This is a genomic window from Roseovarius salis, from assembly GCF_044472985.1.
Lineage (GTDB): Bacteria > Pseudomonadota > Alphaproteobacteria > Rhodobacterales > Rhodobacteraceae > Roseovarius > Roseovarius salis.
Genome location: NZ_JBISDG010000032.1, coordinates 1 through 19775, shown reverse-complemented (window position 1 = coordinate 19775; position 19775 = coordinate 1). Strand labels below are relative to the sequence as shown.

General features: G+C 67.4%; 15 protein-coding genes. 7 read left to right on the top strand and 8 right to left on the bottom strand.

Annotation, left to right across the window (positions count from 1 at the left end):
• Positions 1-7 precede the first annotated feature (7 nt).
• A complete protein-coding gene (locus ACH13J_RS13340; protein WP_397543834.1) occupies positions 8-763 on the top strand; it encodes a MarR family transcriptional regulator in 756 nt (251 codons plus the stop codon).
• 102 nt (positions 764-865) lie between these two features.
• Complete coding sequence (locus tag ACH13J_RS13335; protein WP_397543833.1) at positions 866-3304, top strand: Hint domain-containing protein; 2439 nt, start codon at positions 866-868, stop codon at positions 3302-3304.
• Between the two features lie 369 nt (positions 3305-3673).
• On the opposite strand, the gene ACH13J_RS13330 is transcribed toward ACH13J_RS13335, so the two are convergent.
• The 4 genes from ACH13J_RS13330 to ACH13J_RS13315 form a co-directional block, all read right to left on the bottom strand.
• Positions 3674-5221: a cation:proton antiporter domain-containing protein gene (locus ACH13J_RS13330; protein ID WP_397543832.1), complete on the bottom strand. Its 1548-nt coding sequence runs from the start codon at positions 5219-5221 to the stop codon at positions 3674-3676.
• Positions 5222-5414: 193 nt separating this feature from the next.
• Entirely contained in the window at positions 5415-6464 is a 1050-nt protein-coding gene (locus tag ACH13J_RS13325; RefSeq protein WP_397543831.1) for a permease, read from the bottom strand.
• A 61-nt stretch (positions 6465-6525) separates the two neighbouring features.
• The gene (locus tag ACH13J_RS13320) at positions 6526-6843 is read right to left on the bottom strand and encodes a metalloregulator ArsR/SmtB family transcription factor (RefSeq protein WP_397543830.1); all 318 of its coding nucleotides are present in this window, start codon (positions 6841-6843) and stop codon (positions 6526-6528) included.
• Positions 6844-6950: 107 nt separating this feature from the next.
• Positions 6951-9239 (bottom strand): adenosylcobalamin-dependent ribonucleoside-diphosphate reductase, encoded by a 2289-nt coding sequence (locus ACH13J_RS13315; protein ID WP_397543829.1) that lies wholly within the window; start codon positions 9237-9239, stop codon positions 6951-6953.
• Between the two features lie 118 nt (positions 9240-9357).
• Between ACH13J_RS13315 and ACH13J_RS13310 the strand changes: the two genes are divergently transcribed.
• From ACH13J_RS13310 to ACH13J_RS13300, 3 genes are all read left to right on the top strand, one after another.
• Positions 9358-9786 (top strand): DUF1489 family protein, encoded by a 429-nt coding sequence (locus ACH13J_RS13310; RefSeq protein WP_397543828.1) that lies wholly within the window; start codon positions 9358-9360, stop codon positions 9784-9786.
• A 206-nt stretch (positions 9787-9992) separates the two neighbouring features.
• Entirely contained in the window at positions 9993-10580 is a 588-nt protein-coding gene (locus tag ACH13J_RS13305; protein ID WP_397543827.1) for an outer membrane beta-barrel protein, read from the top strand.
• A 309-nt stretch (positions 10581-10889) separates the two neighbouring features.
• A complete protein-coding gene (locus ACH13J_RS13300; RefSeq protein WP_397543826.1) occupies positions 10890-11468 on the top strand; it encodes an outer membrane beta-barrel protein in 579 nt (192 codons plus the stop codon).
• Positions 11469-11508: 40 nt separating this feature from the next.
• Here the strand turns inward: ACH13J_RS13300 and hisG are convergent, their stop codons facing one another.
• The 3 genes from hisG to hisS are packed head-to-tail and all read right to left on the bottom strand — an operon-like array spanning position 11509 to position 14773.
• Positions 11509-12204, bottom strand: coding sequence for an ATP phosphoribosyltransferase (gene hisG, locus ACH13J_RS13295; protein WP_397543825.1), 696 nt, complete (start codon positions 12202-12204; stop codon positions 11509-11511).
• Positions 12201-13286: an ATP phosphoribosyltransferase regulatory subunit gene (locus ACH13J_RS13290; RefSeq protein ID WP_397543824.1), complete on the bottom strand. Its 1086-nt coding sequence runs from the start codon at positions 13284-13286 to the stop codon at positions 12201-12203. Before ACH13J_RS13290 ends, hisG begins: the two co-directional genes overlap by 4 nt.
• On the bottom strand, positions 13286-14773 hold the full coding sequence (hisS, locus tag ACH13J_RS13285) for a histidine--tRNA ligase (protein WP_397543823.1): 1488 nt from the start codon (positions 14771-14773) through the stop codon (positions 13286-13288). The genes ACH13J_RS13290 and hisS overlap by 1 nt, the downstream gene beginning before the upstream one ends.
• Before the next feature lie 142 nt (positions 14774-14915).
• Between hisS and ACH13J_RS13280 the strand changes: the two genes are divergently transcribed.
• Positions 14916-15113, top strand: a complete 198-nt coding sequence (locus ACH13J_RS13280; RefSeq protein WP_397543822.1) for a SlyX family protein — start codon at positions 14916-14918, stop codon at positions 15111-15113.
• A 4-nt stretch (positions 15114-15117) separates the two neighbouring features.
• Here ACH13J_RS13280 and dnaE read toward each other — a convergent pair whose 3' ends face one another.
• Complete coding sequence (gene dnaE / locus ACH13J_RS13275) at positions 15118-18615, bottom strand: DNA polymerase III subunit alpha (protein WP_397543821.1); 3498 nt, start codon at positions 18613-18615, stop codon at positions 15118-15120.
• A gap of 192 nt (positions 18616-18807) precedes the next feature.
• On the opposite strand from dnaE, the gene ACH13J_RS13270 reads away from it, so the two are divergent.
• Positions 18808-19775: ATP-binding cassette domain-containing protein (locus tag ACH13J_RS13270; RefSeq protein WP_397543820.1), on the top strand; the 968-nt coding region annotated here is incomplete at its 3' end.

Here is a 19775-nt window from a genome sequence, read left to right as displayed (position 1 = left end):
GGCGGTCATGAGCGGGCCAGCCGGGAATGGCCCCGCCTCCGGCGCGGCCGCGCGGGCGCTGCTGGTGCTTGGGCTGGTGCTCGACCACGGCCCCGTTTCCCCCGCGCGGCTGACCGAGCTGAGCGGGCTGAGCCGCACCGCCGTGCACCGGGCCATCCATGCGCTGATCGCGCAGGGCTTCATCCGCTATCAGCTGGGCAAGATGCATGTCATCGTCACCGCCGGACTTCGCGACCGGTTCGAGGGAGCGTTCTTCAGCCCGCCGGGAATCGACGAGATTTCGCGGGCGGTGGACGCGGCGCTGAAGCACCGCAGGCTGCAATGCGATATCGCCGTGCTGCCGATGACGGGCGATGTGCGCATCGTGGAGACCACCGCCCCGGGGCCGGAGACGGAGCCGGACTATTTCGAGAGCGATCTCGTCTCGGTCCTGCTGTCGCATTTCGATCCGGTTGACGTGACGCGGATCACCGCGCGCGTCCTGCGCGAACGCGGCGCGGGCCCGCGGGTGGAGCCCGAGTTCCTCGACCGTTACCGGCTCGCCCAGTACCAGGGGTTCCTCTGGAACGCGGAGCTCGGGACATTCTGCATCCGGCTTCGCAGCGATTCGGAGCACGCGGTCGCCCTGCGCCTGTTCACGCGGGGGGGCGCCCGGCTCCGGCAGCGCGATTGTGTCGAAACTGTGGAGGCAATTTCCGACATCGCGCCGGGAATGTTTCCAGAAACCGGCATAACTGACGTATCGTTTCAACATACGGAATAGCGCGTTTGCCAGCACGCGATCCCTGGGCTATCGATTTTGCCATCGCAATCCGACCGACACGGGCCATCGGCCGCGTCGCGTGCAACGAACGAGGAACATGTCATGTCGACTTTCGATCCAACCCCCGTCAATGGCCTCGTGGGCCTGTGGGACTTCTCTGAGGGCCAGACCAACAAGGACACCGGGCTCGACGACGGCGTCGCGCAGGATGGCAGGTTCGAGGGCGATTCCTTTGCCTCCAACGACAGCGCCGTCTTCGACGGCAACGGCGACTATTTCGAAGTCGCCGGGCAGGATGACCCGTTCGATCTCGACAAGGGGACGATCGAGCTGCGCTTTACCATGGGCGGGGACAGCGGCTCGGACCTGTCATCGCTCAACAGCGGCCCGCCCCCCGGCAACCCCGGCCAGACGCTCGTCAACCGCGGCGAGGCAGCCGACAAGGACGAAGAGGGCCATCTGAGGATCTCGGTCACCGACGAGGGGGCCATCGAGGTCCTGCACAACGCCGACGGCAACGAGGCGACCGTCAAGACATCCGACGATTTCGTCAACGAGGGCGACGACGTGACGGTGAAGTACAGCTGGGACGCCGAGAACGGCGTGCAGCTGGAAGTGACCAACCATACCACCGGCGAGACCGAAACGCTTTCCGACGACACGACCGGGCTGACGATGGATATCGGCGACAACGACGACGAGAACTTCACCTTCGGCGCCCGTGAATACGACGACGGCAAGTACGACGGCTACTTCAACGGCAAGATGGACTACGTGGCCATCTACGAGGAAGGACAAGAGGGCGGACGACAGCCCGACGGCGTGGTGGATGGCGAGGAGTCCGGCGAGCTCATGGAGCTGGGCTATGACGATTCCAACGCGCCGACGGACGGCGGCGGCGACCGCATCACCAACGACGCCGACGTGATCGAGGGCAATGGCGGCGACGACACGATCGACGGCGCCGGGGGCGACGACACCATCCATGGCGGCGACGGCAGCGACGAAGTCACCGACATGGAAGGCAACAATGTCATCGACACCTCGTCCGATGGGCCTTCCCTGCCCGACCGCGGCTTTCCCGCCTACGGCCCGTTCCCCGAGGTGCCCGCCGACCCCGACCCCGATGACGACCGCGACAGCGTCACCACCGGCGACGGCAACGACGACATCACCACGGGCGACGATGCCGACACGATCCATTCGGGCGCGGGGGACGACACGATCGACTCCGGCGTCGATGACGACATCGTTGACGGCGGGGCAGGCGACGACCTGATCACCACGGGCGAAGGCAGCGACCTCGTCCATGGCGGCGACGGGAACGACACCATCTACGGGGGGCTTGGGCCGGGTGTTCCGGACCAGCTCAACATCACCGACGATGGCGACGGCGCCGCCTACGGCCCCGACCCGGAGCCCGACAATGGCGACGACACCCTCGACGGCGGCGCCGGCAACGACGTGATCTACGGCGAGGACGATTCCGACCTGATCCGCGGCGGGACCGGCGACGACACGCTCGACGGCGGTATCGACCAGGACACCATCGAGGGCGGGGCTGGCAATGACGACATCATCGGCGGCCATGGCGACGACGAGATGTCGGGCGGCGACGGCGACGACATCTTCGAGGAGGCGGGCGGCGACGGCGCCGACACCATCACCGACTTCAACGTCGGCAATAGCGGCTCGATCAATGACGGCGACCAGAGCAACAACGACTTCGTCGATCTCAGCCAGTTCTACAACGCCTCCACGCTGGACGCGGTGAACTCGGCCGGCGGCGAATACGACTCCGCCCTCGAAATGCTGCGCGCCGACGCTGCCGATGGCCGGATCGACGGCGTGATCGACGGCAACGACTACTCCGACGAGATCGGCGATGTCGACCTCACGCTCGAGGATGGCGACGGCAACGCCGTTACCGGCGAGAACCTGACCACGGACAACACCAATGTTCCCTGCTTCGTGCGCGGCACCCTGATCGCCACGCGGCGCGGAGCGATCCCGGTCGAGGAACTCGCGGTGGGGGACGAGGTCATCACCATGGATCACGGCTTCCAGCAGGTGCGCTGGATCGGCTCGACCACCGTGAAGGCCGAAGGCAAGGTCGCGCCGGTCGTGTTCCGCCGCGGCGCCATGGGCAACGAGCGCGACCTGCGCGTGTCGCCACAGCACCGGATGCTGGTCCGGGGCTGGCATGTCGAGCTGATGTTCGGCAAGCAGGAGGCACTGGTGCCGGCCAAGGCGCTGATCAACGACGAGACGGTGTTCCAGCTCGAAGGCGGCAGCGTGGAGTATTTCCACATCATGTTCGACCAGCACGAGCTGGTGTATTCCGAGGGCATCCCCTCCGAGAGCTTCCACCCGGGCCATATCGGGCTGGGCAGCTTCGCCCGGGACACCCGCGAGGAAATCCTGCACCTGTTCCCGGCGCTGCGGGAAAACGTCAACGCCTATTCCGAACCGGTGCGCCCGACGCTGAAAGTGCGCGAGGCCAAGGTCCTGGCGGAGAACCCCGAACTCATCAAGGAATGAGCGGACACTCCGCCTGACGGGTCACGGGGCGCCATGCGTGGCGCCCCGTTTGCCTGTCTGGCTGCCGACCGCGCCTGCCTGTCGCGTGAAAATTATGCGGGCCTGCACCTAATCGCCTGCATGCCGCCTTATTTTCGCTTCTGCCGGGTGACAATGTCCGAGACGGCCAAGACGAGTGACCCAGGTTAACAGAGTACCCGCGCGGGCCCTCGATCTGCACCACGTTTCCGGATGCCGGCAACAGACCCGGCAACCGGCGTCGCGCACGCCAAATCGGCCGCGCGTCAATCGTTATCCCGTACGATGTGTTCGGCCTGCCCCTCGGCGGGACCCGGAACATGACGCGGGCGCGACTTCAAACCGGCCGGCTCAGCCGGCCTGCATTACCTTTGTGGTCTGGTCGGCCAGGCTCACGCCGGCCTGCGTCATGGTCAGGTGGGTATGGTCCGCGCCCGCCTCGGCAATCCATTCCTTGTGCGACTCGTGCAGCGCATGCGCCACGATCGGCCCCTCGAAGCCCAGTCGACGGAGCGCGCGCGCCGCGGTCAGCTTGGCCTCGAGGTCGTCCATCGCCAGCACCGCCGCCCTGACGCGGCCCAGCCGGCAATTGTTCCAGAAATTGCTGTCCTCGGCATCGGCAAACACGACGTTGCGGCCCGCTTGCCGGTGGGCCTCGGCCTTGTAGGGGTCGGCGTCCAGCCCCAGCGGCTTGAGCCCCTGCGCCTCCAGTTGGGCATAGGCGGCGCTGCCCGTGCGGCCCATGCCGAGAACGAGCACGTCCGCGTCGCCCATGTCCTTTGGCTGCTCGTCGGGATGCAGGGTGTCACGCTCGAACCGGCGCAGCCATGGCGCGAACCGCTCGTAGAGCGGATGCGCGTACCGGTTCAGCGGCGCCGAGATGACAAAGGAGAGAGCCACCGCCAGCGCCAGCGGCACGAGGAATTCCGGCAACACCCCGGCTGCGACGATCAACCCGAACTCGGAATAGGCGGTCAGGCTCAGCGCGCTGAGCGAGGCGCTGCGCGCCCGCAGCTTGAACGCGATCAGCAAGGCGAAGAACAGCCCCCCCTTGAGCACCAGCACCAGGGCGACAGACGCGGCAAAGGCCAGATCGCCGAAATCCGGCAGACCGGTCAGCCCGATCTGGAGGAAGAAACCGACAAGAAAGACCTCCTTGAGTGACCAGAGCGAGCGGCTCAGCTCCTTCGCGCGGGGATGGTTGGACAGAAGCACCCCGATCGCCAGCGCGCCGATCTCGGATGACAGGCCGACCGCCTGGAACCCCATGCCGCCGATAACGAGCGACAGCAGCATGCCGATCAACACCAGCAGCTCGTCGTGCCCGGCAAAATCGAGCAGCCAGTAGAGCACGGGCCGCAACAACGGCAGCCCCAGCACGAGCAGCGCCCAGATGGTGGGCGTCTGGCCGGACCACACCGCCAGAACCACCAATGCGATGATATCCTGCACGATCAGGATGCCGATGGTGGTGCGCCCGTGAAACGCGCCAAGTTCGCGCTTGGTCTCCAGCAGCTTGGCCGCGAGAACGGTGGAAGAGAAGGACAGGGCGATCGCCAGCAGCAGCGCGGTGTTCCAGTCCAGCCCCAGCAGGTATTTCAACCCCGGCAGGAACAGCGCCACCGACAACGCGAAGTGCAGCAGCGCGCCGCCCACGACCTGCGGTTGCGCGATCTGGTTGAGCTTGAGCTTGAGTCCGACGGTAAAGAGCAGCATCAGCACACCCAGATGCGCCACGTGTTCCAGCGTTTTGCCGCTGTATTCGGGCAGCCCCAGCGCCGGACCGGTAAGATTGATGGCAAATCCCGCCGCGAGGAAGCCGACCAGCGGCGGCAGGCCGACCTGCCGCACGGCAAGGCCGAAGAAGAAGGCGAAGCTGATGGTGATCACTTCGAACACGGGCTGTCATCCTTTGCGGTCGCTGACGGGAGGGCGGCCGGGTCCGTGCCGGGCCCCGGCCCTGCGCAGGATAGACCGCTATCCGGGCGCTTGGAAAGCGGTCGGAACGAGGTTTTCACCAAGCCCCCCGCTGTCGGCCCGGTCGGGAACACCGCATGCCCGCGCGGCAGGCATCCCTGCCGTCGCCTTGGGGCTATAGCAGCCCCCACAACTGGAACAGCAGCCCGGCAGAGAAAGCGCCCGACAACGACAGCGCGAGGTAAAGCAGGAACACCCGCGGCCTGACCAGCGCCCAGACGGCAATGGCCGCGGGCAGCGAGGTCACGCCACCGGCCACGAGAAAGGCCAGCCCCGCCCCGGGCGCCATGCCCTGCCCGACCAGCCCGCCCACCAGCGGCAGGGCGGCATAACCGTTGAGATAGGCCGGCACGCCGACGAGCGTGCCCAGCGCGATCGGGGCCAGCCCCCCGCCCCCCAGCAGCGATGTCACGCTCTCGGCCGGGACAAAGGCCAGCATCAGGCTCTCCAGCAGGAAGGCCAGCGTCAGCCACTTGAGCAGGAAGAGCGTCACGCTCAGCGCCTCGCGGCCGAACTTCGCGCGCCGCTCGGGATCCCGCCAGAACCGCCAGGCCACCGGCTTGGGGTCACGGACCTTGCCGCCGCCGCAGCCCCCGTTGCCAATCCCCGGACGCAACGGGTCGGCCAGCCCGCCCGCGCGGCCCACCAGATGCACGGCCCATCCGCCGAACACGCCCAGACCCACCGCGGCCAGCGTCTTGGCCACGGCGAATTCCAGTCCCAGTACACCGGTGGTCAGCACGAACATCGACGGGTCCATGACCGGCGAAGCCAGCCAGAACGCCATCACTGCCGACAGCGGCACGCCCATCGCCAGCAACGCGGCGATGAGCGGGATCACACCACAGGAACAGAAGGGCGACACGCCCCCCGCGAGCGCGGCAAGCCCGATCATCACGGCGGGTGCGCCGGTGAACGCGCGCGCGATCAGGTTGTCGGCGCCCGTTGCCATGGCCCAGGCCGCCACGAGGATCGACAGCACCAGGTAGGGCGCCGTCTGGAGCAGCGACGTGACCGTGAACGAAACCGAGGCGCGTGCCTGGCCCGCGTCGAGGCCCGCCACCGCCGCCACCAAGAATGCCGAGGCCAGCCAGACACGATGGTCGCGCCAAAGCGTCCGGGCCAGCGCCGCGGGGCCGGTCGGGGCAAGGTTGGTCTCCGTCATGTCCAAACTCCCGGTATTTTGGTTCCTTTTGCCGTGATTCCGGCCGGTGAAGGCCGGCGTGTCACCCGGCTGTTTCCGCGCTCACGAGGCTGACGCCGGCACAGCATTCGGATGTCAGAAAAGAAAGCACCCGATGCATCGCCGCGTAATCGACCCTGTTGAATACCTCGCGCCCCCGCTTTTCCTGCACCACGAGCCCGGCCTCGACGAGGGCGGACAAGTGATGCGCCAGTGTCGACGCGGGCATCCCGAGATGCGCGCCGATGTCGCCCACGCGCAGCCCCTCCGCCCCCGCCTTCACCAGCAGGCGAAAGATGGACAGGCGGGCATCGTGGCCTAGCGCGGCCAGCGCGCGTGCGTGAGGGCTGGAAAGGCTCATGGTGCAATCATACCCATTATTCTAGTTATGTCGAGTCTTGTGTAGATTTCTCCACCCTACGGCGCCGCCGCCCCACCGATCACGCGAGAATTTTCAGGGCGCGGCTGTCAACCGCACTTGGAATGACCGCAGCTGGCGCAGGTCATGCAGCCTTCGATCATGCGCATGTCGTACTGTCCGCAGGCGGGGCATGCGGGCCCCCGGGGCGCTTCCAGGTTGACGACCTGCGCGGTGGGATCGCCCTTTAGGCCCAGCCCCTCGCCCTCGAGGAACCCGATCGCGATCATGTGCCGTTCCAGCACACCGCCGATGGCCGCGAGGATGGAGGGGACGTACTTGCCGTTCATCCACGCCCCGCCGCGCGGGTCGAACACCGCCTTCAGCTCTTCCACCACGAAAGAGACATCGCCCCCCCGCCGGAACACGGCCGAGATCATCCGCGTGAGCGCGACGGTCCAGGCGAAATGCTCCATGTTCTTGGAGTTGATGAACACTTCGAAGGGGCGGCGGCGGCCATTCAGGACGATGTCGTTCACGGTGACGTAGATGGCGTGGTTGCTGTCGGGCCATTTGAGCTTGTAGGTCGCGCCCTCCAGCTCCGCCGGGCGGTCGAGCGGTTCGGACATGTAGACAACGTCGCCACCGTCACGCGGCAGGCCGCCATCCTCTGCCGGGCTTTCGCCCGGCACCTTGTCGTCGGCATCGCTCACACTCAGCACGCTGCCCGTCACATCGTTCGGGCGGTACGTCGTGCAACCCTTGCAGCCGGACTCAAAGGCCTGCATGTAGACGTCCTTGAACGCCTCGAAGGAGATATCCTCGGGCACGTTGATCGTCTTGGAGATGCTGGAATCCACCCATTTCTGCGCCGCCGCCTGCATCGCCACGTGATCCTCCGGCGAAAGCGTCTGGGCGTTGACGAAATGGTCGGGCAGCTCGGCATCGCCGAACTTCTCGCGCCAGACGCTCACGGCATAATCGACGACTTCTTCCTCGGTGCGCGAGCCGTCCCGCTGCAGCACCTTGCGGTTGTAGGAATAGGCAAAAACCGGCTCTATCCCCGACGAAACGTTGCCGGCATAGAGGCTGATCGTGCCGGTGGGCGCGATCGAGGTCAGCAGCGCGTTGCGGATACCGTGGCGGGCCACGGCCTGCCGCACATCCGCGTCCATCAGCTGCATCGTGCCGCTTGCGAGAAAGGCGTCCGCGTCGAAGAGCGGGAAAGGCCCCTTTTCCCGGGCCAGTTCGACCGAAGCCAGGTAAGCAGCCCGCGCGATCCGTTTCATCCAGCGTTCGGTCTGCTGCGCGGCCTCGCGCGAGCCGTAGCGCAGCCCCATCATAAGCAGCGTGTCGGCCAGCCCGGTCACACCCAGCCCGATCCGCCGCTTGGCCTGTGCCTCGCGCGCCTGTTCCTCCAGCGGAAAGTTGGACACGTCCACCACGTTGTCCATCATCCGCACCGCGGTGGCCACCAGCGTGTCGAGCTCGTCCTCGTCCATGCGGGCGTCGTTCTCGAACGGCGCGCGAACCAGCCGCGCGAGGTTGACCGAGCCCAGCAAGCACGCGCCGTAGGGCGGCAAGGGCTGCTCGCCGCAGGGATTGGTTGCCGAGATCGTCTCGCAATAGGCGAGGTTGTTCATCGCATTGATACGGTCGATGAAGATCACCCCCGGCTCGGCGAAATCATAGGTCGCCTGCATGATCCGGTTCCACAGGTCCCGCGCCCGGATCGTGTGGTAGACCTTGCCGGCATGGGTGAGCTCCCAAGGGCCGTCGGTCTTGACCGCCTCCATGAACGCATCCGTGACCAGCACCGACAGGTTGAACATGCGCAGGCGGGACGGATCGGCCTTTACGGCGACGAAGTCCTCGATGTCGGGATGGTCGCAGCGCATGGTCGCCATCATCGCGCCCCGGCGGCTGCCGGCCGACATGATGGTGCGGCACATGGCATCCCATACATCCATGAAGCTCAGCGGCCCGCTGGCATCGGCGCCCACGCCTTTCACCTCGGCCCCCTTGGGCCGCAGGGTGCTGAAATCGTAACCGATCCCGCCGCCCTGCTGCATGGTAAGCGCGGCCTCGCGCAGGGCGTTGAAGATACCGTCCAGATTGTCGGGGATCGTTCCCATGACGAAACAGTTGAAAAGCGTCACCTGCCGCGCCGTGCCCGCCCCGGCGAGGATACGGCCCGCGGGCAGGAAGCGGAAATCCTCGAGCGCATGGTAGAACCGGTCCTCCCACACCTCCGGCTCGGCCTCCGGCGCCGAGAGCGACCGTGCCACGCGCCGCCAGCTGTCCTCGACGGAGCGGTCGAAAGGCGTGCCGTCCGTCGCCTTGAAGCGGTATTTCATGTCCCAGATGGACTCGGCGATGGGGGCGGCGAAACGGGTCATGTGCGCGCGGTCCGGTACTGTTGCGTTTGCCAAGGCGGTGAGCAGATAACGATACCACCTCTTGATCCGGGTTCATACCCCTCTACGATATATGCTGGAAGGCGGGCGATTCCACGATTTGGCAAAACTGCACCTCATAAAGCTCAGCGTCGGCTCCGACTCGGTCGAAAGTCTTGTGGACTGGCAGGACGGACAGCGCGCGCGGTCGGCCGACGGCCTGCCGCGGCACGTGACCCGCATGTGGCCGCGCCGCGCCGGCGAAGTGCTCGACGGGGGGTCGATCTACTGGGTCGTCTCGGGCTTCGTCCAGTGCCGCCAGCGCGTCCTGCGCTTCGACGAGGTGACGGGGCAGGACGGCGTGCGCCGGTGCGCTTTCGTGCTGGACCCCGAGATCGTGCGCACGACCGCCGCGCGGCGCAAACCGTTTCAGGGGTGGCGCTACCTCGATCCGGCGGACGCGCCCGCGGACTTGCCCCGTTCGCGCCGTGACGACGATGCGCTCCCGGCCGAGATGTCCGCCGCGCTGGCGGAAATCGGCGTGCTCTGAGCGCTGAAGAGCGGCTTTCCGCCGTTTGAGCATGTTCCGTGCCCCGGCCCCGATCACGATATGTCGAGGCCGGGGCGCCCGCCCTTGTCAGTCACGCGGGAATGAACACGTCCAGAAACGCGGCCGCGTGGGCGCGGGATGTGCCGTGCACGTGGCCGACACACGGAAAACGAAGGCAGAGCTTGCCAGAAAAGGAAAACATGATCATGAAACGCACGCTTACCCTACTTGCAGCCACACCGGCACTGGTGGCCGGCCCGGCGCTGGCTGGCAGCATGGAAGCCCCTGCCGAGCAACCGGTCGTCGAGCAACCGGTGCAGCAGGTTTCCACCGGTCCGGACTGGACCGGGCTATATGGCGGTGGCCAGCTCGGCTTTGCCGACGTCGACAGCAACCTGCCCGGCGTGAGCGGCGACGGCGCCATCGGCGGCCTTACTTTCGGCTACGACTATGACCTTGGCAACTGGGTCGTCGGCGCCGGGCTCGATTACGACTGGACCGACGTGAACATCGCCCCGGCGGTGGATGTCGAGAATGTGTTCCGCGCCAAGCTGCGGGGAGGCTACAAGATCGGCAACGGCCTGGCCTACGCCACGGGCGGTTACACCAATATCGACGCAAGCACGCTTGGCGACGACGATGGCTATTTCATCGGGGCCGGGTACGAGCACATGGTCACCGACCGCGTGTCGGTCGGCGGCGAGGTGCTCTATCACGAGGTCGATTCCTTTGCCGGCACCGCGGCCGACGTCGACGCGACGACGGCGCAGGTCAGGGCGACCTTCCGTTTCTGATCGCCCGGTCACCCGGCCCGGACGCCTTGTGCGCCCGGGCCCACCTGTTCCCCCGCAGACAAAGGGCGGGCATCCTATGGGCAATTAACCGCCGAACGGGTATCAACCGCGTGAATTCTGGGCTAGTTTCGTGCACCGATGATGCGGGGCTGGATCGTTCGTGCATCCCTTTCCCCGGATCGACGCGACCAGACGACACCGCGCAGCGATGCCGCGCCACGAGAGACAAACGGTGCAGATCGTGAGATCGAGCGAATGGACCGGGCGCCGGTAAATGCCCTGTCGCCCTACGTACAAAAGGATGAATGAATGAAACGCGCCATCCACATGCTTGCCACAGCATGCCTGTGCATTACCGGACCCGCCCTTGCCGGAAGCTACGATCCGCCGCCGACCCCGCAGCAGCCGGCACCGACAGCCCCCGAGCCCGACTGGACCGGCTTCTATGTCGGCTCGCAGGTGGGCGCGCTGGACATCGACACGAACGTGCCGACCGTCGATGACCGGACCGTGGGTGCCGGATTCACCGCCGGCTACGACTATGACCTCGGGCGGTATGTCGTCGGCGGCGCACTGGATTACGACTGGGCCGATGCACAGCTCACGCCGGGCCTTGCCGTCGAGAACGTTTTCCGCGCCAAGATGCGCGGCGGTGTCGAGGTGGGCAGCGACAGCCTTGTCTACGCCACGGGCGGCTACGCGCATGCCGAGACCGATACACTGGGTGACGACAGCGGTTATTTCATCGGCGCGGGCTATGACTGGCGCATCAACAGGCGCCTCTCCTTCGGTGCCGAGGTGCTGTATCATGACTTCGACAACTTCAACGGCACGCCGGTCGATGTCGAAGCCATGAGCTACATGTTCCGGACCATGATCCGCTTCTGATCCGGCGGGTGTCCCGCGGCGCCCCGCGGGACACCGGCGATCAGTCTGCCCCGAGCCGGGCGATCAGCGTTTTCAGCGTCGCGCGGTCGGCATCGCCCAGGTCGGCGCGGCGCGCGCGGTAGAGCGTGGCCTCGCTGCGCAGCATCAGGCCGTCGGCCAGCGTCTTGAGATGGTTGGCCCTGAGCGTGTCGCCGGTCGACGTGATATCGGCGATGGCCTCGGCCGTCTCGTTCTTGACGGTGCCTTCCGTCGCACCCTGACTGTCGACGAGTTGATAGTCGGCAACACCGTTTTCCCGCAGGAAATCGCGGACGAGGCGGTGATACTTGGTCGCAATGCGCAGGCGGAACCCGTGCGCGGCGCGAAACGCGGCCGCCGCGGCGTCGAGATCGTCAAGGGTGTTGACGTCCACCCATGCCGTTGGCACCGCGAGCACGAGGTCGGCGTGGCCGAATCCCAGCCGGGCCATTTCCTCCACCCGCTGTTCCCACTGCCCCAGCTTCTCGCGCACGAGATCGGTGCCCGTCACGCCCAGGTGGATGCGCCCGGCAGCCAGTTCGCGCGGGATTTCCCCTGCCGACAGCAGCACCAGCTCGACATTGTCGATCCCGTCCACGAACCCGGCATACTCTCTCTCGGAACCGGCGCGGCCAAGCCCGATCCCGCGGGCGCCGAACCACTCGAAGGTCTTTTCCATCAACCGCCCCTTGGACGGCACGCCCAGCTTGACGCTCATGGCTCACCTCGCAGGCCCAGCACCAGACCGGGCCGGATCACACCGCCCACGGCCGGGATTTCCGCGCCGCGCCCCAGTTGCCGGGTCAGCGCGTCGTAACGTCCGCCCGTCGCGACGGGCGGCAGGTCCGGGCGCTGTTCGGCGTAGAACCCGAACACGAACCCGTCGTAATATTCCATCTGGGTGCGCCCGTAGCTGGCCTCGAAATCCAGTTGGTCGATGGCGATGCCCCGCGCCTCCAGCGCGTCCAGCCGATGCTCCAGCCGCTCCACGGCGGCGGATATCGCCGGCATGTCCACGGCGATGTTGCGCAGATGCTCCAGCGCGTTGCGCGAGGTCTCGCGCACCTTGAGGATGGCCTCCAGCAGCTCGACCTCGTGCGCCGCGATCGGGGGCGCGGCGGCATCCTCGCGCAGCACCTCGATGCGGGCGCGGATCTCGTTCTCGCTGCGCAGGCCGATCATGGGCCCCGCCCCGGCCATCGGGTCTGCCGCGGCCAGCAGCGCCGCGCGGGTTTCGGGCACCGGCGCGCGGCCCGCGAACCGGTCGATCAGGGCGCGAAAGCGTCTTGGCCGCCATACGTGCCGCCGCAGCGCCGCCTTGCGCCGCGCGGTGGTGCGCAACCCGTCGACCGCGGCCATGAGGATGCCGATATCGCCGGTTGCCGCGCGCAGGCCCAGCGGCGCCAGAACCTCGTGAAACAGCGCGAAGACGCGCGCATCCGCCGCCACAGGGTCGGTGCGGTCGAACACCTCGAAACCGGACTGGTAGTACTCGTTGGCGCGGTCGGGGTCGTCCTCCTGGCGCCGGAACACCTCTCCGGCATAGGTGTAGCACGCCGGCTCGGCCCCGTGTTCCATGTGCATCTGCACCACCGGCACGGTAAAGTCGGGGCGCAGCATCTGCTCGCCCCGCAGCGCGTCCGAGGTGACATAGGCGCGCGCACGGATATCCTCGCCGTAAAGGTCCAGCAGCACCTCGGCCGGCTGCAGGATGGCCGTTTCGACCGGCGTCGCGCCCGCCTGTTCGAAACGGGCGCGCAGGCGCATCGCCTCGGCCCGGATCGCCGCCCGCTCCGGCATCAGCCCTGCCCATCCAGCATGTCCCGGACCCGGGCCACGAGTTCCCCGCGCGGCACCTCGACCTGGCTGGGGCGTTCCTTCCATTCCTCCAGCGTGGCGCTCTCGGCAATCTGCGCGCCAAGGACGAGGTCCTTGATCTGGACGACGCCGCGCGCCTTCTCGTCCGCGCCCTCGATCACGGCCAGCGGCGCGCCACGCTTGTCGGCGTATTTCATCTGGTTGCCGAAATTCTTCGGATTGCCGAGATAGACCTCGGCGCGGATGCCCGCCTGCCGCAGCTCTCCCACCATCGCCTGGTAGTCGGCCATGCGGTCGCGATCCATCACGGTGACGACGACCGGCCCCTGCGCCGCGCCGCTGATCCGGCCCTTTTCGCGCAGCGCGGCCAGCAGCCGGTCGACGCCGATGGAGATGCCGGTGGCCGGCACGGCCTGCCCGGTGAAACGCTTGACGAGGTCATCGTATCGCCCGCCGCCGGCGACCGAGCCGAACTGCCGCTTGCGGCCCTTGTCGTCGAGGATGTCAAAGGTCAGCTCTGCCTCGTAGACGGGGCCGGTGTAATACCCCAGCCCGCGCACGACCGACGGGTCGATGACGATACGGTCGGGGCCGTAGCCTTGCGCGGCGAGAAGCGTCGCAATCCGTTCAAGCTCGTCCACCCCCTCTTGCCCGGACACCGATGCGCCCACGGCGGCCCGCAGGTTGGTCAGGGTGTCGCCGGCCTCTTCCGCCTTGGAAGTGAGAAACGCGATAACCGGACCGGCCTGATCATCACTCAGCCCCACCCCCTCGATGAACGCGCCGGAGACGTCCCTGCGCCCGGTGGTCAGCAGCTGGCGCACACCCTCCTCGCCGACCTTGTCGAACTTGTCGATGGTGCGCATCACGGCGGCGCTTCGCTCTTCGTCGTCGGACAGCCCCATCGCCTCCAGCACGCCGTTCAGCACCTTCCGGTTGTTCACCCGGATGATGTAATCGCCGCGCGGGATGCCGACCTCTTCCAGCGTGTCGGCCAGCATCGCGCAGATCTCGGCGTCGGCGGCCATCGACGCGCTGCCCACCGTATCCGCGTCGCATTGATAGAACTGGCGGTAGCGGCCCGGCCCCGGCTTCTCGTTGCGCCAGACGGGGCCCATGGCATAGCGCCTGTAGGGGGTGGGCAACTCGTTGCGGTGCTGTGCGTAGACGCGGGCCAGCGGCGCCGTCAGGTCGTAACGCAGCGCCAGCCAGTCGCCCTTGTCGTCCTCGCCCGTCTCCTGCCACGCGAAGACGCCGTCATTGGGCCTGTCGACGTCGGGCAGGAACTTGCCCAGCGCCTCGACCGTCTCCACCGCGCTGCTTTCCAGCGCGTCGAAGCCATAGCGGTGATAGACGGCGGCAATCTTGCGCAGCATCTCGGCGCGCTCGGTCACCTCGGCGCCGAAATAGTCGCGGAATCCCTTGGGCGTTTCCGCCCTTGGGCGGGGCTGCTTTTTCTGTTTGGCCATGTGACGGGTCCCTGCCGCTGCCGTTCGCGGCGCGGTCTAGCCCAAGGGGCAGTCAGGGGCAAGCACGGGGCGCTTGACCGCCCCGCCCGGCACAGCCTAACTGCGTAGTCGGCCCCGCCCCGCGACTGGAGGAGACAGGCAGGTGACGAACGCGCTCGAGGAAAAACTCGCCCATCTCTGCCGCGCCGTGGACGAGCTGTCAGAGATCGTGGCACGGCAGGAAACGGAGATCGGCGTTCTGAAACGCCGGATCGACCTGCTGTTGCAGCGCGAGGCCGAGCGCGAAACCGCCGAGGGCGGCACCGCGGCCTTCGGCGACGCGCGTCCGCCGCACTGGTAGGCGCTCAGATCTCCTCGACCATGGCCACGCCCGGCAGGCTCTTGAGCGCGCCCTTGATCTGGGGCGACACCGGGTAGTCGCGCCCGGCGGCGATCTCGACCTCGCCGGGCAGTGCCGGGTCCATCAGGCAGAACCGGACCGGCCCGCGCCCGCCGCGCGCGTCCTCCACGCCCTGCAACACCGACGCGACCGACGATACCGCCTCCGGCGCCTCGACGAAGACCCGCAGCCCCGTCGCCCCGGCATCGGCAACCACCGTGTCTGCCGGCTGCGCGCCGCGCGCCAGCAGCTTTAGCTGATCCTCCTCCATCGAGGCCTCGACGGTGAGCACGACCATGGCGCCGGGGTCCAGCTGGTCACGGTGGACCTCCAGCGTGTCCGAGAACACCGTGACCTCGTAGCTGCCGGTCGTGTCCGATAACTGGACGAATGCAAAACGGTTGCCGCGGGCCGAACGCCGCTCCTGCCGCGCCGCGACGACACCGGCGATCTTGACCACCGCCGCGCCCTTGCGCCGGGCGAGATCCGCGACCTCGTGCAGGGTGCGCACCTCCTTGCGCGCAAGCGGGGCCGCGTAATCGTCGAGCGGATGGCCGGAGAGATAGAACCCCACGGCCTGGAACTCCTCGGTCAGCCGCTCGGCGGGCAGCCAGTCCTCCACAGGCGACAGCCGAGGCTCGGGCAGGTCCTCGCCGGCCTCGCCGAAAAGAGAGACCTGGCTGGAATTCTTCTGGTCATGGATCGCCGCGGAATAGGTCATGAGCCGCTCGATGTTGTCAAAGACCCGCCGCCGGTTGCGGTCCAGCTCGTCGAAGGCGCCGGCCCGCGCCAACATCTCCAGCGGCCGCTTGCCGATCCGCTTCAGGTCCACCCGGCGGGCGAAATCGAACAGGTTGACGAAGGGCTTTTCCGCGCGCCCCTCCACGATGAGCCGCATCGCCTCGACGCCCACGTTCTTCAGCGCCCCAAGCGCGTAGACCAGCGCCCCGTCGCGCACCGCGAAAGTGGCGTCCGACCGGTTCACACAGGGCGGCACGTAGGGCAGGCCGAGGGCGTGCTTGACCTCTTCGAAATAGATGGCCAGCTTGTCCGTGAGGTGGATGTCGCAGTTCATGACGCCGGCCATGAACTCCACCGGATGGTTGGCCTTGAGCCACGCGGTCTGGTAACTGACCACCGCGTAGGCTGCGGCGTGGGACTTGTTGAAGCCGTAATTGGCGAACTTGTCGAGCAGGTTCCAAACTTCCAGCGCCTTGGCGTCGTCCACCCCGTTGGCCTTGGCGCCCTCGATGAACTTGGGCCTTTCGGCATCCATCGCTTCCTGGATCTTCTTGCCCATCGCCCGCCGCAACAGGTCGGCACCGCCCAGCGAGTATCCCGCCATTTCCTGGGCGATCTGCATCACCTGTTCCTGGTAGACGATGATGCCCTGCGTCTCGTCGAGGATGTGGTCGATCAGCGGATGGATCGATTCGCGCTCCGACAGCCCGTTCTTCACCTCGCAGTATTTCGGGATGTTCTCCATCGGGCCGGGGCGGTAGAGCGCCACCAGCGCCACGATGTCCTCGATGCAGGTGGGTTTCATCCGCTTGAGCGCGTCCATCATGCCCGAGCTTTCCACCTGGAATACCGCCACCGTGCGGGCCTTGGCGTAAAGCTCGTAGGTCTTCGCGTCGTCGAGCGGGATCTGACCGATATCGTTCTCGGCCCCCTCGAAGGGTCGATAGATGGTGCTGCCATCGGCGGCGACATGCAGATCGCGGCCCGAGGCGTGGATCTGTTCGATGGCGTTCTGGATCACGGTCAGCGTCTTGAGGCCGAGGAAATCGAATTTCACCAGCCCCGCCTGTTCCACCCATTTCATGTTGAACTGGGTGGCCGGCATTTCCGACCGCGGGTCCTGGTAGAGCGGCACCAGCGCGTCGAGCGGGCGGTCGCCGATCACCACGCCGGCGGCATGGGTCGAGGCATTGCGCAACAGCCCCTCGACTTTCATGCCGTAATTCAGCAGCCTGTCGACAACCTCCTCGCTGCGCGCCTCCTCGCGCAGGCGGTCCTCCTGCTCCAGCGCCTTCTCGATCGACACCGGCTTCACCCCCTCCACGGGAATCATCTTGCTCAGCCGGTCCACCTGGCCATAGGGCATCTGCAGCACCCGGCCGATGTCGCGCACGGCAGCCTTGGACAGAAGCGCGCCGAAGGTGATGATCTGCGCCACCTTGTCGCGGCCATAGGCGTTCTGCACGTACTCGATCACCTCCTCGCGCCGGTCCATGCAGAAATCGATGTCGAAATCCGGCATCGAGACGCGCTCTGGGTTGAGGAACCGCTCGAACAGCAGCGAGTAGCGCAGCGGGTCGAGGTCCGTGATGGTCAGCGCGTAGGCCACGAGGCTGCCCGCGCCCGAGCCGCGCCCCGGCCCGACGGGGATATCGCGGCTCTTGGCCCACTTGATGAAGTCCGCCACGATCAGGAAATAGCCCGGGAACCCCATCCCCTCGATGATGCCCAGCTCGTATTCCAGCCGGGCCTCGTAATCCTCCACCGGCGCGGCATGGGGAATGACGGCCAACCGCGCGGCCAGCCCCTCCCGCGCCTGCCGGCGCAGCTCGTCAACCTCGTCGTCGGCGAAGCGCGGCAGGATCGGGTCGCGCCGGTAGGCCCCGAAGGCGCAGCGCCGCGCGATCTCGACGGTATTCTCCACCGCCTCGGGCAGGTCGGCGAAAAGCGTCGCCATCTCGCTCTGCGACTTGAAATAGTGCTGGCTGGTCAGGCGGCGGCGCGGTGCGGACTGGTCCACATACGCCCCCTCTGCCACGCAGAGCATGGCGTCGTGGGCCTCGTACATCCCGGCATCGGGAAAATAGACGTCATTGGTCGCCACGAGCGGCAGGCGCATGGCATAAGCCATCTCGACGAACCCCCGCTCCGTCAGGCGCTCGGCCTCGGGCTGGCCCGCCTCGCCCGGGTGGCGCTGCAGCTCGACGTAAAGACGGTCGCCGAACGCGTCGTGCAGCGCGCGCATCAGCGTTTCCGCCGCCGGCCGCTGGCCCGCCTGCAACAGCCGCCCCGCCGGCCCGTCCGGTCCGCCGGTCAGGCAGATGACCGACGCCGAATGCCGCGCGAGTTCGTCAATCGTGACATGCGGCACCTGCCCGTCCCCGCGCAGGTAGAGGCATGAATTGAGCTTCATGAGGTTTTCGTACCCTGCCTCGTCCTGTGCCAGCAGCACCACGGGCGCGGGTGGGCGTGGACGTTCGCCCGGTGCAGGGGTGACGTATTGCAGGTCCAGCTGGCACCCCATGATCGGCTGGATGCCCGCATCGCCGGCCGTCACCGAGAATTCGAGCGCGGCGAACATGTTGTTCGTGTCGGTCACCGCCACGGCGGGCATCTCCGCAGCCTCGCACAGCCCCGGCAGCTTCTTGAGCCGCACGGCGCCTTCCAGCAGGGAGTACTCGGTGTGAACGCGCAGATGGATGAATCGGGGGGCACTGCTCATGGGGGCAGTCTATGCCATGGGCCGCGATGCTGGAAAGGCGCGAATACGCGGCCCGGCGGATGAATTCCCGGGCAGCGGCGCCGCGACCGCGGTCATCATCCCCGGCCCGTGGCCGCAGGGCATTGCCGTCGGCGGCGGGGCTGGGCTACTGAGGGGCGCGCGCCCCGGGCGCGACCAAGAGGGAAGGAACGCGTGACCCAGACATTGCTCTCCGTTTCCGGGCTGACCAAGCGCTACCCCGGCGTCACGGCCTGCGACGACGTGTCGTTCGAGGTCCGACAGGGCGAGGTTCACGCGCTGCTGGGCGAGAACGGGGCCGGCAAGTCGACGCTCGTCAAGATGATCTACGGGCTGGTCCGGCCCGACGCCGGCAGCATGACCCTGCGCGGCGCGCCTTTCGCCCCGGCAGAGCCGCGGGCGGCGCGCGCCGCCGGCGTGGCGATGGTGTTCCAGCACTTCTCGCTGTTTGATGCCATGAACGTGGCCGAGAACGTGGCGCTGGGGATGGAGACACCGCCGCGCCTGCGCGACCTGGCCGCGCGCATCCGCGACGTGTCGGAAACCTACGGCCTGCCGCTCGACCCGGGGCGCACCGTGGGCGACCTGTCGGCGGGGGAACGCCAGAGGGTCGAGATCGTGCGCTGCCTGCTGCAGGACCCGCGCCTGCTGATCATGGACGAACCCACCTCGGTGCTGACCCCGCAGGAGGTCGAGATCCTTTTCCGGACGCTGCGCAAGCTCACCGCGAGCGGCGTGGCGATCCTCTACATATCCCACAAGCTCGAGGAGATCCGCGCGCTCTGCGATGCCGCCACGATCCTGCGGCAGGGCCGCAACGTGGGGACCTGTGTCCCGGCCGAGACGTCGGCGCGGACCATGGCCGAGAAGATGGTGGGCAACAGCTTCGCCGCGCCGGCACGCAGTCAACGCGCCCGCGGCGAGGTGGTGCTGGACATCACCGGGCTGTCGGTCACCTCCCCGGCCGCCTTCGGCACCAGCCTGCGCAACATCCACCTGACGGTTCACCGTGGCGAGATCCTCGGCATCGGCGGGGTTGCCGGCAACGGGCAGGACGAGCTGCTCGCCGCGCTGTCGGGCGAGCTGGGCAGCGCCCCCGACGCGATCCGGCTGGCGGGGCGCCCGGTGGGGCGGCTGGGTCC